We start from the raw sequence: 17,938 nt of genomic DNA, 5'->3' as shown, positions 1-17,938 counted from the left end.
TGAGAAGCCATTTCGTTTGAATGAACAAGCTTAAGTCAATGATGTGAAAGCCTTAAAGGACCGCACTATATTTTCATGCTCTATATTTCTAACAATAAAAACCAATCTTGAAAATTGATCATCCCACGGCCAACGTTCTAAATGTTCTGGTGGGTATAAGCAATGTTGAACCCCATGGATCAATATTGGATTTTTTGAATCTTCAAGATTTAAAATGCCTTTTACGCGTAAAATATTTTCACCATGTTTTTTCAATAATAGATTAAGCCATAATCCAAAGATGAGCCAATTTATCGGCTTATCATGGGTGATAGTAAAACTTACAGCTTGATTGTGAATTTTATTTTCATCTTTATTAAATATGAGAGCCTTTTGATAATCACATTTCAAGTTTTCATCTCGCAAAAACAACTGTTTCATCGTTTCCATGTTGTCTTTCAAAATAAAATTAGCATCAGGATTTAAGGCCTCTATCAATTTTTGTACAAAGATGAGCTCTTGATGTTCTACCCTATCAACTTTACTTATAAAAATCTGGTGCGATGCCACCACCTGCGTCAGCCATTCTGGGTGTAAATCATATTGCAATCTAGCATGTTCAGCATCCACAATAGTGGTTAAGCCATTCATTGAAAAACTGCCATTTAAATGAACGTCATTCAATATGGTGGCCAATAAAGACGCAGGATTGGCAAGCCCTGTGGTTTCTATTAATATCTTATCAAAATAGGGTATTTCTTTATTATTTCGCTTATTAAGGACATTAAACAGTGTCATTTTTAAATCAGATAAGACTGCACAACAAATACAGCCATTAGGCATAAGATAGGTATTTTCTGAAATATTTTGAACCATAATATCATCAATACCGATGCTGCCAAACTCGTTGATTAAAACAAGGGTATTTTCTTGCGAACCATTTTTAAGCAATTGTTTGATAAAACTGGTTTTACCACTGCCTAAAAAGCCGGTTATAATATGGATTGGGATCATTTATTGCCCTCAATAAAGGATAATAAATCAGGGTTTAATACATCAATAGAATGACCGCTTATATTTTTACATTCGTCCCATAAATTATCAAGCCCACCAACAATGGCAGATTTACCGGTTGGGGTCTGTAGCAAATAGCTAACACCATGAAAATCTGAAACGGTTAAACGTCGATAATGAAGAATTTTATTAATCAACTTTATTTTTTTCAATCTATTTTGGCGCAGTGGTAAATCAGACTTAACTTGATCACTCCATTCCTGCTTTTCGCCAATTAATCCGCATAAACCGCACATAACAACTCCTTAGGGCATAACATCGCCGCTATTGGGGCCAAGTGTTTGCCCAACGAAAAGATTACCCCCAGGATCTGAGGCTAATAAAATAGCTGTTGGAGCCACTTCTTCAGCTTGACCAAAACGCTGCAATGGTAATTCTTTAGCTTTTTCAGTTTTCCATTTTTCACTAATGCCATCAACCAATGCCGTCGAAATTGGCCCTGGGGCAATGGCATTCACCAAAACATTATGCCTTGCAACTTCTTGGGCTAATGACTTTGTAAAGCCAATGACACCGGCTTTTGCTGCCGCATAATGTGCCAACTCAACTCCGCCTTTAATACCAAGTTGCGAAGCTATATTAATAATTCTACCCCATTTTTGTTTTATCATATGGGGTAGTGCGCGTTGAGATGTTAAAAAAACGCTGGTTAAATCAATCCGCAACATTTGATCCCACATGTCAAGAGTCAGATCTATTACAGGCGCTTGGGTCAATAGACCAGCATTATTAACAAGCACGTCGATGCCATCATAATGGCGAACACAACTATCAATGAGTTGATGGCAACCAGCAACAGTGCCAATATCTGCCGTAAATGAAATAACATGCTTGGTGTATTTCTTGCATTCGGCTAGAGTTTTAGCGTTTGCTTGCTCGTTAATATCACTTATTAATAATTTTGAATTTTGTTTGGCAAATTCAACTGCAATAGCAGAACCGATGCCGCCACCCGCGCCGGTAACAACAACACGACACTCATTTAAAGGTTTCATAATTTACACCTATTTGTAAGTTTCGCCTTTAAATGCCAGCTTAAATTTTTAAGATGGCATTTTTATTCTCATTGATCTCGTTTATTGCCATTAATCAAATTTATTGCAATTAATCGGGCCAACGAATGGTTAGTCCGCCATCGACAATAATCGTTTGTCCGGTAATATAGCTCGCTTTGGTGCTGGTTAAAAACTGTATAACTTCCGCAACTTCATCAGGCTTTCCAACTCTGCCCAATGGAATAATCTTGCCGGCAGCTTTCAAACCTTCAGGACCAAGTGAATTTTTAGCATCAAGCGATTGCGGCGTTTCAATTAAACCGGGAATAATCGTATTACAACGAATACGCCTAGGCGCAAGCTCTACCGCAATGGAGCGAACCAAACCAGGAACGCCTGATTTTGCCCCCGCATAATGAGCATGATCTTGCCAACCATAAACACCACCAGCGATGGAGGATATTGCTACCATAGCGCCACCATCCACCATATGTCGAGCAGCAGCACGAAATGTTCGCATTACGCCGGTAAGATCAATATTAATCATCTCGTCCCATGCGCTATCGGTCATTTCTAATAAAGATGATTGCCTTAATAGACCAGCATTGGCGATTGCATAATCTAACCGCCCAAAATGGCTAATAGCCTGTTGAGTGGCATTTTCAACCGATTGTGCATCGCCAACATCTAAGGGTAACATAAGGCATTGACCACCTTGTTGTTCTACCAATTGTTGCGTTACAACAGGGTCATGGGGGGCTTTTTCATAATATCCCCCAATAACGCGAATATTGTTTTGTGCATATGTTACAGCCAAAGCCTGACCAATACCACTTGCAGCACCAGTAATTAAGGCAACGGGTATTTCTCTTTCCATGATCATCCCCCTTTATTGCATATTTTCAGGTTTAATATGCGGTGTTGCAAAAATCATTAATCCCGATAAGAAACAAGGAAGCGCCCCAAACCAGAAAGCGGCGGATGCCCATTCACCACCAGATTTTAAAACAAATGTAATACCAATACCGGCCAAAATTGCGCCTAGCGGCCCCATAGCAAGAATGATTGCACCGCCCGTTGCGCGAATTTGGGTTGGAAATGATTCACCCATGAAAAACATCAAAGCTGCATAAGGGCCAGTTAAAAAGAACAAGCCAACACTATACAATGTAATGACAACAGTAAGATTGCTCGAAAGGAAAATCATCGCGCTAAATGCAAAGCCGCCCAAAATCCAACCAATTGCAATTGTGTTACGCCGCCCAATGCGATCACCCAACATACCATGAACCAAATAGCCAGCAAAACCAACCAAATTTGATAGAACCAATATTAAAAGAGAATTTTCGAAAGATAGTTTATGGATATTAACAATGACCGATGTTCCCAAAACACTAAAGACCTGAATAGCTGCCCAATTTAATAAAACGGCAAAGCTTAGCACCAATGTCGAGCGCAATGCCTTGCCTTGAAAAGCAACCTTTATGCTGGTTTGTTGATGAGATGGTGCTGCAATGTTAAAACGCTCGGCAAGCACTTTAATTTCATCATTTTTACCTGCCTTTTTCAATTCTGAAATCTTCTTCATGATTTCAAATTGTGGGCTTTCTTTTAATTTTCGTGCAAAGAATGCGACAATAAAGCAAGGAATAGCCGCAAAAATGAAACAGCCTTGCCAGCCGATATAGGGCAATAATATTGCGGTTAAACCTGCTGCCGTTAATGCGCCAACAGGCCAACCACTTTGAACGAGAGAATAGATAAAACCTTTGCGTTTTTGAAAAGTTAAATCTTTTGATTTTGCATATATTTCAGTAAGATAAGCAGCGTTAATTCCCTGTTCAGCATAGCCAAGGCCTGCAACCGAGCGCACCAATATTAGCCCCATTTTACCAAAACTAATACCGAGTGAAGTCAAAGCCGAGGCTATACCAGTCCCAACAACGGTAAATATAATTCCTTTTCGCCGTCCAATACGATCAACAATTGGACCAATGACAAATGCGACTACCGTACCGCCAATTGCAATCAATGTTGCCATCTCTGTCTGTTTTGCTTCGTCCCAACCAAAGTCTTGTCCCATGACCGGCAACAGCATACCAAACAAGATAAAGTCGTAGACTGCAAATACCCAAGCAAAGAATGTTATAATTGACGCATAATTAATATCTTTTTGGCTAATTGGCGTCGGTTGCCACTGGTCACCATCATTTTTAATGTTGTCCATTCAATTCTGCTCCCAAATTTCTGATTGTTCCCCAATTATATATTATTATTTTTTGCGGGGACGACGATTGGCGAAATCTGTTGCTATTTCATTCATAGTGACAAATTTTACCCCTTCATGCTGCTTGAAGTGCTCTATCAAACGCTCAAGCATAAGAAGCACTTGCGCTCGTCCAGAAACATCGGGATGGATCGTAATTGGAAAAACGGCATAATCCATTTCACGATAGACCCAGTCAAATTGGTCTTTCCACATTTGCTCAATATCGCGTGGATTTACAAAACCATGACTATTCGGTGATTTTTTGATAAACATCATAGGCGGAAGATCATCAAGATACCAATTGGCAGGAATTTCGATTAAATCGGTTTCTTCACCGCGAATAAGTGGCTTCATCCAACTATCTGGATGTTGGCTATAATCGATTTTAGTCCATGAATCACCAACGCGCACATAATAAGGCGTATAATCGTCATGCATGAGACTATGGTCGTATTTAATGCCTTTTTTTAACAATAATTCATTGGTAATATTGCTAAATTCCCACCATGGGGCAACATATCCGGTTGGCCTTTTTCCTGATAAATTAGTCAATATTTCTATTGTCTTATCTAAAATTGCTTCTTCTTGCTGAGCTGTCATTGCAATTGGATTTTCATGACTATATCCATGTAAGCCAATTTCATGGCCAGCATTAGCAACGGCTTTCATCTGCTCGGGAAATGTTTCTGCAGAATGTCCAGGAATAAACCACGTCGTTTTGATATTATATTTTTCAAACAGCTTTAATAATCGCATTGAACCAACTTCACCGGCAAATAAGCCTCGTGAAATATCATCGGGAGAATCCTCGCCACCATAGGAACCAAGCCACCCAGCCACAGCATCAACATCTATACCAAATGAAATAAATATTTCTTTACTCATGGTTTTCCCTTTTTTGTTAATTTTAATTGATTTTATTTATGCAATCCAACCTTTGCAGCTATTTAAAATTAGCCTTGATAAGCTTCATGTAAAATGGATGCCAACAAATTTGTTAGACACGCATTTTTAGCCTATACCATTTGTTCAATAATGCCAGAGGATTTTCAATTTGTTTAAATGAAGATAATATTATCCAATAGGATTACCTATTTGAAAACCATACACCATCCTTTTATCATTTACCGTGATGATAGATGGCCAAATTTTAGGCGTTATTTCTGAGCCAATATATTGGTGCAACTAATATTGCTATAATTACATCAATACAGCCCCAATTAAATTTCCCAATAATTTTTTGCGCAATCGTTCAATCATATAATAGTATTAAAGGGTTTTAATGCGCGCTTTGGTCAATGAGTGGTGCAATATCGTTGGCTTCAGCCCATTGGTTTAAGTCCTGCCTTTGCAAGGCTGCCGCCATTAATGAGGGAAAACGGTCTGGCGTACAGGCAAAGACTGGACAATCCATCGCGGCAAGGCTTTGGGCATGTTGATGGTCATAAGATGGCTTGCCATCATCTGATAATGCCAGTAGCACAATGAGATTAACGCCAGAGCGTTTGAGCTCTGCTGCACGCGCGAGCATTTGTTGGGCGTTGCCGCCTTCATAAAGGTCGGTAATGAGTACCAGATGGGTTTTTGCCGGTTGTTCAATAAGATCCGCACAATAACCAAGCGCCATATTAATATCGGTGCCGCCGCCCAATTGCACACCAAAGAGCACTTCAACCGGATCTTGCAATTGCTCGGTTAAATCAAGGATAGCCGTATCAAAACAGACAAGTTGGGTACGAATAACCGGCAAGCTTGCCATAACGGCGGCAAAGATAGATGCATACACCACCGAGCTTGCCATTGAACCAGATTGATCAACGCATAAGATGACATTGTCAAGATCCGCCAATTTGCGTGACTGACGGCGAAAGCCAATTAAAGTTTCCGGTACAATTGTGTTAAAGTCTTTTTGCCAATGGCGAAGATTAGCATTAATGGTACGTGGCCAATCAATATCGGCAAAGCGCGGACGCCGTGTCCTTGCGCCGCGTTGCACTGCACCACGAATGGTTTCGGCGGTCTTTTGCTCAAGCTGTTTCATCAATTCATCGACTACTTTTTTAACCACTTGCCGTGCGGTATCCTTGGTTTTATCAGGAATAACACCGCGCAGTGAAATAAGGTCGGCGACAAGATGCACATCGGCTTCCAAAGTGGTTAAGAATTCTGGCTCTAGCATCATAGCGGTTAGATTAAGCCGTTTAAAAGCATCACGCTGGATGAGTTGCACCACTGGCGTTGGGAAAAATTCGCGTACATCACCAAGCCAATTGGCAACGCGCGGCATCGAACCACCAAGGCCGCCTTTGCCTTTTTTGGTTGTTTCACCATTGCCGTAAAGAGCGCTTAGGGCTAAATCCAGTCTTTGATCGCTCTTGCTTAATAAATCACGATTTTCGTCATCGCTACCTAAGGCCAATTGCCAGCGTCTTTGTTGGTCGCTCAAGGTCATTGGCTTTCTCCCTTATTATTGCGGGCTATCGTGTCTTTTTGCACACCAAGAATGGTTTCTAATAAGGGAAGAGCCCCATAAAACGCTTCTGGCACATTGGAAGCTGCGTTATCATCCTTTGACACATTTTGCCCTTGTTGGGCCAAATTTGCTGGCGTTGGACTTTGCACAGCTGCTGTTTTAACAAGTGCGGTTAAACGGCGGCGAGCAATGGCATCAAAATCACTAAAACCGCGGCGAATAATCGGTAATAATTCGGTAAAGATCGACTCGTCAATTTGCAGCAGCCATTCATTGACCAGCGCAATAAGGTGGGTATCTTGCAACAAAATTTCGGGCGAACCCGATAGAAAGCTTTCCAGAAAAAGCCCTGCATCTTGTGGTGCAATCGGCGGGGTTAAATGGCGAGAAAAATGCGTTGCAACGATTGTTTGCTCCAAGGCTCCGCGTTCATGCAAAAGCCGTAAAACCCGACCAGCAATGGCAGGGCTTGTCATGTCGTGGCTAATGATTTTAGTTAAGGTGAAAATCCAATTTTCTAAAATGGCTTTATTGTCAAATTGACTGATTGCTGGATCAAGATCCGCGATAATCTCGGCAAGTGCGCTTGCTTCATCCTCGTTTAAATTGCGAACCGCTATTTCAAGATTAACGTGGATTTCATTTAGCAGTGTTTCGACCAATTTACGCAATTCATTTTCAGGAATGCGCCGTGCTGTGCCGTAACGCAATACAGAAACAAGCGGTGGTATAGCCTTCATCAAACTGCCAATATCGCTATCAACAACTGCAACTTCTTGTAAGCGGGCAATAATAATTTCCGCCGCTTGAGGCAAATCGGCAAGCAAGCAGCCCTCAACAATTTTTGCAAGTTCGCCAATCGCTTGACTGGCGCGTGCTTTAGCAATAGCGGCATTGGCTGATGCCATTTCAATGGTTACGCCATAGACCATGGCTTCAGCAAGAGCGACTGATAATTCTGGCTGCCAACGCAACCGCCATTGCTCGCGAAATGTACCGCGTCCGGCAGAGCTTGCAGTTAATTGACCCCACGGCACTTCAATAAGGTTAAGGCGATGCAACAAAGTTGATTTAATAAGCCCCGCCTCACTGCGCAAATCAACCGATATATCGCTATCTAAAGCTTCAGGTTTTAGTCTTGTCTTTTTTTGCCAGCGTTGCAAATCTTCCATCAATGGTAATTGCGGCACGCTGTCATCAAGGCTACCAATTTTTTCACCAATAAATAGCTTTTTATCAATGAGGTGGAATGCAGCAGCTTCGCCTTGGCAAAGAACGGCAAGGCTAGCATCACGCATATCATCAATATCAGGAATGCTGCGGCCATGTAACGTGGCAAGGGTTAAGGCAAGCCTTGCCGCTTCAATCACTGATGCCGTTGCACCAGAAAAACCTTGGTCGCGCAATAAACGCCCAACTTGTGCTTGCCAATGGGAGGCAAGCTCTGCCGCATCGACATTTTGACCACCTTTATATTTTGACCATAAATGCCCATACCAACCGGGTGCGGCAACACCTGCGCCATAGCCAGAACCAGATGCTAATCGTGTTTCGCTCCACGGTGCCCATGTTGCTGCAGTTTTTATTGGCTTTAAACCTTTTAAACAATCTCTATCAGCAGATTGCGCATGTTTTTCAGCCAAAGCCGGCACGTGCCATGCACCGCAAATAACGGCAATTTCGCCATTATTTTCTTTGATCGCTTTGACAATTTCAAGCCGCATATGGGCTTCACGCATCTGCTCGCGCTCAACTGCCATTGGACTACGCTCTAACGAAAAGCCGATTTCATTGCGTAATGCGCTCATTGCTTGGGTAATGGCAGGAAAAACATCGCTAGCCGCACCACGCTCTTCAATAAGAGCATTCCACCAACTTTCACCATCATCATAACCAGCAAGCTTGGCTAGCAATTCTAATGGATCATTAATCTCTTGTTTGTCATCGCTTATGGTTGGGGAGGTGAGAAGTTCGGCATTTTGGTCTTCATCACCATTCTCATCACCATGTTGGTTATTTTTATCTTCGCTTTCATCTTCTTTTGCAGCTTTATCAGTAGCTTCTTGCTTATATTTTTCATAAAGGGCAAAAGACATGCCAACCGGCAAATCAATGAAACGAACTTCTTTACCGTGGTCAAGCGCCCAGCGCATGGCTTGCCATTCAGGTGAATAGGCGGCGAAGGGGTAAAATACGGATTGCGCAGGATTTTCGGCATCATAAATGAGCAATGCTAATGGCGGTGTCATGCCTTTATAATTGGCAAAATGGATAAGATTATTGGCCTCCGGTGGCCCTTCAATCAACACCACGGCCGGATCAAGGGTATTAAGCGCATGCAAAAGGCTTGCCGCAGACCCTGGCCCATGGTGTCTAATACCAAAAAGATGAACGCGCTTATCCATATAATCCAACCTAGTTATACTTCGTTCATTTCAAGATTTCAAAACTCACAAAGCATAGATGCTTTTTATCATTTGGTTTTGTGAGCTTTTTTAACAAATAGCTCGCAAAATTATACGACATCGCGCAAAGCGGTATAAAGATCATCCCAATTTTTCCGTGTGCGCACGACATTTTCCATATATTCTTGAAGCGCTACACTATCGGCACCGGGGTCTTTAACAATAGCGCCGACAAGATTACCAGCAAGGCTTACCGCATCAACACGACCAGAGCCAAAATGTCCAGCTTGTGCCCAAGCCGATATGCCAACTGAAATAGCCTCAGCGGTAGAAAGTGAACCGCTAACAGTTTTAAGTTTTAGCTTGCCATTAAGGGTTTGGCCTTCACGCAATTCGCGGAAAATTGTAACAATACGGCTGATTTCTTCCGCCGCAGGTTCAATTTCTGGCAGTTTTAAGCCGCCACCAATTTCGCCAACTCGTTTGGTGACAATAGCGGTTTCTTCTTCAATCGTGGCAGGGGCGGGTAAAACCACCACATTGAAACGGCGCTTTAATGCTGATGATAATTCATTAACGCCTTTATCGCGATTATTAGCGGTGGCGATAACATTAAAACCTTGCTTAGCTGAAAAAGCAAAATCAAGTTCAGGAACAGGCAGTGTTTTTTCTGAAAGTAAAGTGATAAGTGTATCTTGAACATCTGATCCCATACGGGTTAGCTCTTCAAGGCGTACCAAGGTTCCTTCGGTCATCGCACGTAAAACCGGCGTGCGCACCAAGGCTTCTTGCGATGGGCCATGGGCTAAAAGCATCGCATAATTCCAGCTATAGCGAAGCTGATTTTCATCGGTTCCGGCTGTGCATTGCACCAACCGCTCTGATGAGCCTGAAATTGCTGCCGCCAAATGCTCCGACACCCAGCTTTTTGCCGTGCCGGGCATACCAAGCAGCAGCAAAGCGCGATCGGTAGCAAGGGTTGCAACGGCGGTTTCCATCAAACGGCGATTACCAATATATTTGGGTGAAATTTCTGTGCCGTCCTTGGTTGTGCCGCCCATTAAATAATCAACGACAGCATTGGGTGACATAAGCCAACCTGGTGGACGCGAACGGTCATCATCCTTGCGTAAAGCTTCAAGCTCATGGGCATAAAGATTTTCGGCATTCTTTCTTAATTGCTCACTCATTGGGCTGCATCCTTCGCTATGGCTGTCGCAAATTTGATATAATATTGAACGTTGTCCACATATTCATAAGGACATTTGTCAATATATTTTTTTAAAATTGATAAGGATTGAGGTGGAGTTAATGCTGCAAAAGCATGCATCATACGTTGAAAAGAAACTTTTCTTTCTTCTTCTTTTAGCTCTAATGTATCTTTGATATATTGGTCTAGCAGTCCCGATTGGTCTAAGGCCTCAAATTTTTTAACTGGTAAAGGTTTTTTTATAATTGTGTAGAGATGGCTTAAGTGATCAGGTAATAGAGGTGATGTCATTTTTTCAGGATGAAATAAATTTTCAATATAAAATTCGATTTCATCATCGCTTTCGATAGCTATATTATAACTTGGAAAGCATAAAAAATGCTGCCATAAATCAGCAGGCAAAAGATGGGCGCTATTTTTTAATGCAGTAAATTCTTGATGGACAAAAGCACTAACGGCAAAACCAATAATAAGCGCTTCATCATCTTTGGCCGCTTCAAATAGACTTTCAACACTCTCAAAATCCAAAGCTTCGATCAACGCATTTAGTGAAATATGGCGAAAGTCTTGAATAACCCCATACGGAGTCCCATTGTTTGCTATCTTCATTCTCTGTGCTGTTGCTGAATCAAGTGCTAAAGTCCTACGGCGTTTTATAAAACCTTTTTTTTCAACTGCAATCGATTTGATAAGCTGGTTATTTCTGTCATTAAGCAAAGTTGTCATGTGTAAATCTTTAATTAGCTTTTCAGCTTCTTGTCTCACATGAACAGATCGATCTGTAGACAGTCCCTCTAAAAATTGTCGGTCAATTTCACTAAGATAAGCACTCATGTGCCCTAACAAACTGTAGCGAATATTTGCGGGTTGAGAAGAAAAATATTTTTCTAAAAACTCTAGACCAGCCTTGGGATCACGCCAGCGTAATTTAGAAAAATACCTTACTTTTGCTGAGGGCGAGGCAGTTTGCCAATCGTCTTCAGAATGGATTTCGTCAGTTTTACCGCCGTCTTCAACGCCGCAAAGTTTTTGGTAATTAGGACCCAGCATAGCGGCGTGAGATTTTGCAAAACTTGATAGTTTTAAAAAATCAAAAGGGTGAGGGCTAATCTGAAAATAATCAATGAGCATCGCAGCTGCTTCTGCAAGTTTGCTATCTGCAGAATTTTTGTCGAGAAAAGATAATAAAGCGCGGCGGCTTTGCGTCGACATAAAAGGCCATGTTTGCGCTAATGGTTCAAAGCCTTGTAAGTCATCAATAAAACTCGGCGGCTCAAAGAGCAAAACCTGTGCAGCAAGGGCAAAAGCTGCCAATTGGCGTGTGTCCATATTTGCTGTTTTGTCAACCAATAGCGGCAGATCATTGTCTTTTACGGGCCGCCTTGCTGTGCCTAACATAAAGGATTGCGCTAAAAGGTGGGGGGAAAAATCCGTCATTTAATCATGCCCTCCAAAGCCCGATAGTCGTTTGCGCTGATAGTGCGCGCAGCCATGTGCCATCCCAAAGCGCAAAAAGTGTGAAAGCACCAACACCGCCAAGCAAGCGCATTTCATCAATACTATCTTTATGAACAGGCAAACAAATTTTTTCACCCACCACATAAAGCCCATCATTTTTTTGGTAAAGATGCACATTATCAGCCATCAGCAAATCTTGGGTGAGCCATGGCTTTAAAGTTAGCGCCTGTTGGTAATCGTTAAAGCTTTGTTGTAAATTTTGCCCACTGGCGGTTAAACTTGCCCGCGTTTCAGTCGCGCTGCTTTGCTCTGCAATTAATGCGCGCCTTGGCACGGGCGAAGGATAAAACACGAGCTCGGCTGAAAAACAATCTCCAACCGCAAAAGCCAAACCAACAGAACCAACGCTTAACGGAAAAAAGTCTAATAAGACTGCCTTTTGCCATTGATCATTGCTATCTTTGCCAATCAACCATATTTCATTGCGGCGCAATTTATCGGGCTGCACAACACTGCTGGCGCCAACCACTTGCCAATCTGCTTTAATACGCAAAGCTTGCGCGTCTTGGCATAAAGCTTCTTTTTCAACATTCCAGCCAATAGTTTCCAAAAGGTCACTATAGAGTAGTGGTGGCAATGCTTCACGATTGCGATAGGCCATGGCAATAATATGCAGCACGCCCAACTGCTTTAAAGCAAAATCAGCGCGCAATGCTTCATTTAGGCCAAAAATTGCACTGGATAATTGCTCAACCCGGCTTGCAAGGCCACCAGCTTTGGCATCAACAAGGCGGGCTGCCAATATACGACAATCACTAACTGCGCGCACATCAAAACCATTAAGCCCCCGCGATATTTGGTCATTAAGCCATATATCAAGCGCGTCTAAACCATCGCCTACCAATTTTTCACGCTGCTTGCGGCTACGCTCGCGCGCATCAGCCGAGCGTTTGGCAGCCTTTGCAGCATCTTCAGGATCTAATGGCTTTTCAATATCCAAACTGGCGAGATCAGCAGAAAGTTTTGGTTTTGGCTTATCATCGGCTTTGTCCCTGCCAGCTTTTGCAGCCGTTGTTGGGCCGCGCCGGCGCGATAACCAATCGCTTACCCAGTCGGGGCGTTCGGCCTCTACAAATTGCGTAGGGTTTTCCGCCCGCATCCACATGATTGCCAAACTGTGTTTACACGGAAATTTACGGCTTGGACAATTGCATTTATACCCCATATCACTTTCGCAAAATACGGTGCGATAAGGCGTAGAACCAGAGCCCTGACACTCACCCCATACCAATCCACCATCATCACAGGCAAGAGTTGGCCATTTGGAGGCTTTACGCAGTTTTGAGGCCGCGGCAAGCGAGGCTTGATCTGGTGCTATTTGCTCGATTTTTTCAATAGAAACCATAAACCCCCGCTTAGATTTTCAAGTAAATCAAGACTAACTTGGCATTTATAAATTGCAATAAGTATTTTTCATCTTTCCCAAACAAAATTTATAACAATCAATAGCTATTTAAAAAAGCTTCAATTATCTATTGCAAAATGACGGTGATTTTAGCTTTCTTAATTAATATACGTTTTATTTGACTAGAGGCAGTTACTTCAAAATGTTATACAAAGCCGGCAAATCTTTATCATCAGGTAAATTATGTTGAGCCAAAGAAATTAATTCTGATATATTGTTGCGATAGGTTTGAATGTTTTGCAGTTTCATTTGCATATAATCCATTTGTTTTCGGCATAATTTGCCGATTTGTTTTGTTTGCTGCCCTCGCACCCCGTCTTTCCAACTTGTCGTATCGCAGCCACGTGCTTCTAAGGATTGATAAATTTTCATATCAGATTTTAAGTAGTCAATATCGACCTGATGATTTATCGGGGCAATGTCGCTTAAATATAAAAGGCTCCATGTTAAAATAGCTTTTATTGGATAGGATTCACCCTTATGGTGAAACACGTCACCGCAATCTAATTGATTATCATAGGCAAGCGGTTTTTTAATCAGAATATGAATCCATTGATTGCATGAATCATGTAATTTTTCCTCGTCCAGTGCAATACTATCGTCTAAAGCAAAGAGCCTTAGCAATAGGTTTAACCGTTGATAAATATCCTTATGGTCATTTAAATAACCACCATCATAGCTTTGTCCAAACAGCGATAATAATTCGTGTTTTAGCGATAGATTATCAAAAACAGGTAATGGCAATAAATACCCTTTGCTGCTCATTTCGTCCTTTAATCGGCCACCAACCTAATTGGTATAATCAATGCCATTGTCATTGGGGAGAATAAGATATAAATCCCCAATATACCAAATATAGGATGTCTCCTGCATTGAACCTCGTTTCATGTGTGATCTTCCAAAAAATTCACCTATATGAAGAGTACTAGCTCAATCAAATCTAGCGGTTTTCACCAGGTACCCAAAGGACATCACCACCCTTATCATTATTAGCATAGCGCGCCGCAACAAAGAGCAAATCGGAAACGCGGTTAACATAATGCAAGGCGGCAAGATTGATTGCTTCCACTTCTTGCAAGCCCACCATAGCGCGCTCCGCACGGCGAGTAATCGTGCGGGCAAGATGTAGATAGGCACTTGCATGGCTGCCAGCCGGCAAAATAAAAGAACGTAATGGTTCTAATGCTTGGTTCAAAACATCAATTTCTTGCTCAATACGGCTGACTTGCGCGGCGACAATACGTAAATCATGGCTTTCTTGTAAATTATCATCACGCAAAGGAGTAGCAAGATCGGCGCCTAAATCAAAAAAATCATTTTGAATACGCAAAAGTATGACATCAAGCATGCTGCCTTGTTCAATATAAAGCCGCGCTATGCCTATTGTGGCATTTGCTTCATCAATTGTGCCGTAAGCTTCAATACGGGGATTGGATTTTCGCAGACGCGAGCCATCAACAAGCCCAGTCGTACCGTCATCGCCAGTACGGGTATAAATCTTGTTCAGTTTAACCATTTATCTGCCTCTTATCAAAAAATCCTGCGATAGCTGTCTCATTATACCGGCTCAAATATACTAGCCTCAATATAATTGAAATTTTAACTCGATATTACACAGCTTTATATGAAAGCCAAATGATGAAAAACAAATTTTTATTTCAATTTTTTGGGAAAGGATTACACATTTTTTAAAAATCTTTTCCTGCAAAGTTTAAGTCAATTTTTGCGGAAAACAATACAACAAAATAAAAAATTAGATCACGATATTGCCTCAATAATAAATGGGCCGACCCTCGAACTAAATTTAATATAACGAAAAATTGCAGCAATCTTCAGCCGTTAAATTTGCATGATGAATTTATTTTTCTTATAAGAATAAAAATAATGATGAAGAAAGGGGAGGCTATGTTTAAACAAACAACAGATAATAATCATTTTCGCTCTAGTCTTATTCAAGCGCCGATGGCTGGCGTATCAACCCCGCAATTAGCTGCCGCTGTAAGTAATGCTGGTGCCATTGGCTCACTTGGTATTGGCAATTTAAAGCTAGATGACGCGGTTTTAATGATTGAGAAAACCAAAACCTTAACCGATGCCGCCTTTAATATTAACTTTTTTTGCCATAAGCCTGCAACTTCGCTTGATGAACAAAAAGATCGCCAAAAAGAAAGCCATTGGCGACAAGTATTAAATGAAAAATTATTTAACGGAAACTGTCAATTAGATAAGCCCCTTGAAGCGGTTTACGGCTCGATAAAGCATGATATAGCCTTTGCTGAGGCTATTTGCGATTTACAACCTAAGATCATTAGCTTTCATTTTGGCATTCCTGATGAAAATATCCTTGCGCTATTTCGCAAAACCGGCGCGACTTTAATTGCCAGCGCAACCAACCTTATCGAGGCCGAACAAATTGCCAAAAGCGGCTTTGATGCCATTATTGCACAAGGCTATGAAGCAGGTGGCCATCGCGGTATGTTCGACATCGACCAGTTTGATAGTCGGCTTTCTACCCATGTTTTGACCAATCTTCTTGTCAACCGGTTTAATCTCCCAATCATTGCGGCTGGCGGTATCATGACTGGGGCAGATATTGCCGCTTATAAAAAAATTGGTGCAAGTGCTGTGCAACTTGGCACTGCCTTTATTGGCTGCAAAGAAAGCGCAGCAAATGAGCATTATCGGCAATTATTAAAGTCTGATGCAGCCTATAACACAACGATGACGCAGGTCATTTCTGGCCGGCCCGCTCGTAGCCTTATGAATGATTTTGTTGGCTGGGGCATAAGCCTTGATACCAATATTATTGCCGACTATCCTTTTGCCTATGATGCGACAAAACAGATCATGTCCATTATGGCAAAGGAACAAAATTTTGATATTGGCGGTTATTGGGCTGGCCAAGGAGCACCATTTGCCCGTTTCTTACCAGCAAGTGATCTAATTACCTTATTAGAACACGAATATTTAGCTAGTTTTAATTAGCATCAAGTTAAATAGACAAAATCTAACAAAAAACACAATGATAACTTCAGTTATTGTTGTCATTATCATATCACATAAAAATGCCATAACTCGTTTATAGTTTGCATTTTTTTAACAAAGAGTGGAAAAAATATGGATATTCGCCTCGTAGGTATTGGCATGCAAGATGGATCACGGCGTTTGGGCTGCGATATGGGGCCAAGTGCTTATCGTGCAGCTGGCATCGTAAAGGCCTTAGAAGATTTGGGGCATAATGTAATTGATACTGGCAATATAACCCCTGCCTCTAAGTCAAAACTCCACCACCCAAATAAAGAAATCTATCATTTACCACAGGTCCATGATTGGATTGAGGCTATTACTGAGCGCGCCTATCAAGAGCGCTCCCAAGGGTTTCCAATTTTTATGGGGGGCGATCACGCTTTATCGGCTGGTACTGTCGCCGGCATGCAACGCTATGCACAACAAATCGGCAAACCGCTTTTTGTTTTATGGCTTGATGCCCATACTGATTTTCATACACTTGATAGCACCAAAAGTGGCAATTTACATGGCACACCTGTTGCCTACCTCAGTGGTCAAGCAGGTTTTGAAGGTTATTTCCCTCCCCTTGCCAATCCAGTTCCGCTTAAAAATATCTGTCTTTTTGGCATTCGTAGTGTTGATGGCGCTGAACGTACCGCGCTTAATAAAACACCAATTACCATTTGCGACATGCGCAATATTGATGAGCTAGGTGTTGGTGTTTTATTGCGCCGCTTTTTGGAGCGGGTTGAACAAGCCAAGGGTATTTTGCATGTCAGCCTTGACGTGGACTTTCTCGATCCTTCGATTGCGCCTGCCGTTGGCACAACCGTACCTGGCGGGGCAACCTTTCGTGAAGCCCATTTGATTATGGAACTTTTAAGCGATAGCAAGCTGGTTTCTAGCCTTGATCTTGTTGAACTTAACCCGTTTCTTGACGAGCGGGGCAAAACCGCAACCTTGATGATGGACCTTGCTGCAAGCTTGATGGGAAGACGCGTTATTGACCGTGTTACCAGAAGCTATAATAGCTAGTATTCTTAAAATTAAAGTTTTTGATAAAAATATGCACAACTAAAAATATGATCGGTTTTTAATAAAAAATCTCATTGGGTCAGAGCTCGTTAATTTGAAGCAAAGAATATAAGAAAATTTTCCATATCTTGAAGTTACTTGGCGCTGACCCTTGTCTTTTATTATGTGTATTTTAATGAAAAACGCCTTTCATTTTAACAAAATCGCTCTAAACAATCAATTGGCCTAAAACCGCCGCACTGAGCATTGCTATGCCTTAAATAGCTATTTAACGCGATAAATATATCAATCTTTGCAATTTCTTTTGCATAGATTGATAAAATCTATATGTTGTTCGAATGAATTTAAAAAAATCTAACCGATATTTTAGCGTATTGTTAAAAGAAGCGGAACGATTTGAAGGACAAAATGAGCTGGTTTCATCCGTTCCTTTAAAATAAGACTTTACTTAATTAGCAATAAATACTTTATAGCAATTTCATTTCACTGCCCCATATAAAGATTATAGACCGATATAAATGCAACCAGCTTTTGTTCTTGGTGAAAAATGATTTAAAGAGATTGAT

General features: G+C 41.6%; 14 protein-coding genes and 1 pseudogene. 2 read left to right on the top strand and 13 right to left on the bottom strand.

The annotated features are described in order from the left end of the window. Positions 1 to 30 precede the first annotated feature (30 nt). The 13 genes and pseudogenes from N6B01_RS13210 to N6B01_RS13150 all read right to left on the bottom strand — a co-directional run bounded on the left by N6B01_RS13210 (position 31) and on the right by N6B01_RS13150 (position 14,844). Complete coding sequence (locus N6B01_RS13210) at positions 31 to 993, bottom strand: CobW family GTP-binding protein (RefSeq protein WP_262079194.1); 963 nt, start codon at positions 991 to 993, stop codon at positions 31 to 33. Further along, positions 990 to 1,289: a hypothetical protein gene (locus N6B01_RS13205; RefSeq protein WP_262079192.1), complete on the bottom strand. Its 300-nt coding sequence runs from the start codon at positions 1,287 to 1,289 to the stop codon at positions 990 to 992. The genes N6B01_RS13210 and N6B01_RS13205 overlap by 4 nt, the downstream gene beginning before the upstream one ends. A 9-nt stretch (positions 1,290 to 1,298) precedes the next feature. After that, on the bottom strand, positions 1,299 to 2,048 hold the full coding sequence (locus N6B01_RS13200) for an SDR family NAD(P)-dependent oxidoreductase (RefSeq protein WP_262079190.1): 750 nt from the start codon (positions 2,046 to 2,048) through the stop codon (positions 1,299 to 1,301). A gap of 109 nt (positions 2,049 to 2,157) precedes the next feature. Next, entirely contained in the window at positions 2,158 to 2,925 is a 768-nt protein-coding gene (locus N6B01_RS13195) for an SDR family NAD(P)-dependent oxidoreductase (RefSeq protein ID WP_262079189.1), read from the bottom strand. A 12-nt stretch (positions 2,926 to 2,937) separates the two neighbouring features. Continuing rightward, positions 2,938 to 4,275: an MFS transporter gene (locus N6B01_RS13190; protein ID WP_262079188.1), complete on the bottom strand. Its 1,338-nt coding sequence runs from the start codon at positions 4,273 to 4,275 to the stop codon at positions 2,938 to 2,940. A gap of 45 nt (positions 4,276 to 4,320) precedes the next feature. Then, a complete protein-coding gene (locus N6B01_RS13185) occupies positions 4,321 to 5,202 on the bottom strand; it encodes a polysaccharide deacetylase family protein (protein ID WP_262079186.1) in 882 nt (293 codons plus the stop codon). 394 nt (positions 5,203 to 5,596) lie between these two features. Beyond that, complete coding sequence (locus tag N6B01_RS13180) at positions 5,597 to 6,769, bottom strand: VWA domain-containing protein (protein ID WP_262079185.1); 1,173 nt, start codon at positions 6,767 to 6,769, stop codon at positions 5,597 to 5,599. After that, complete coding sequence (locus N6B01_RS13175; protein ID WP_262079184.1) at positions 6,766 to 9,195, bottom strand: DUF5682 family protein; 2,430 nt, start codon at positions 9,193 to 9,195, stop codon at positions 6,766 to 6,768. Before N6B01_RS13175 ends, N6B01_RS13180 begins: the two co-directional genes overlap by 4 nt. A 110-nt stretch (positions 9,196 to 9,305) precedes the next feature. Beyond that, a complete protein-coding gene (locus N6B01_RS13170) occupies positions 9,306 to 10,385 on the bottom strand; it encodes an ATP-binding protein (RefSeq protein ID WP_262079183.1) in 1,080 nt (359 codons plus the stop codon). Next, complete coding sequence (locus N6B01_RS13165; protein WP_262079175.1) at positions 10,382 to 11,719, bottom strand: DUF5691 domain-containing protein; 1,338 nt, start codon at positions 11,717 to 11,719, stop codon at positions 10,382 to 10,384. Before N6B01_RS13165 ends, N6B01_RS13170 begins: the two co-directional genes overlap by 4 nt. 127 nt (positions 11,720 to 11,846) lie before the next feature. Beyond that, on the bottom strand, positions 11,847 to 13,268 hold the full coding sequence (locus N6B01_RS13160) for an SWIM zinc finger family protein (protein WP_262079174.1): 1,422 nt from the start codon (positions 13,266 to 13,268) through the stop codon (positions 11,847 to 11,849). Between the two features lie 192 nt (positions 13,269 to 13,460). After that, positions 13,461 to 14,102, bottom strand: a pseudogene (locus N6B01_RS13155) (DUF6210 family protein); the annotation flags it as partial. Positions 14,103 to 14,268: 166 nt separating this feature from the next. Further along, positions 14,269 to 14,844 (bottom strand): cob(I)yrinic acid a,c-diamide adenosyltransferase, encoded by a 576-nt coding sequence (locus N6B01_RS13150; protein ID WP_262079173.1) that lies wholly within the window; start codon positions 14,842 to 14,844, stop codon positions 14,269 to 14,271. Positions 14,845 to 15,233: 389 nt separating this feature from the next. On the opposite strand from N6B01_RS13150, the gene N6B01_RS13145 reads away from it, so the two are divergent. Beyond that, positions 15,234 to 16,313, top strand: a complete 1,080-nt coding sequence (locus tag N6B01_RS13145) for an NAD(P)H-dependent flavin oxidoreductase (protein ID WP_262079172.1) — start codon at positions 15,234 to 15,236, stop codon at positions 16,311 to 16,313. A 132-nt stretch (positions 16,314 to 16,445) separates the two neighbouring features. Continuing rightward, a complete protein-coding gene (rocF, locus tag N6B01_RS13140; protein ID WP_182418195.1) occupies positions 16,446 to 17,372 on the top strand; it encodes an arginase in 927 nt (308 codons plus the stop codon). Positions 17,373 to 17,938: the final 566 nt, after the last annotated feature.

Source organism: Bartonella sp. HY406 (genome assembly GCF_025449315.1).
Lineage (GTDB): Bacteria > Pseudomonadota > Alphaproteobacteria > Rhizobiales > Rhizobiaceae > HY038.
This window is presented reverse-complemented; position numbering and strand designations above follow the sequence as displayed.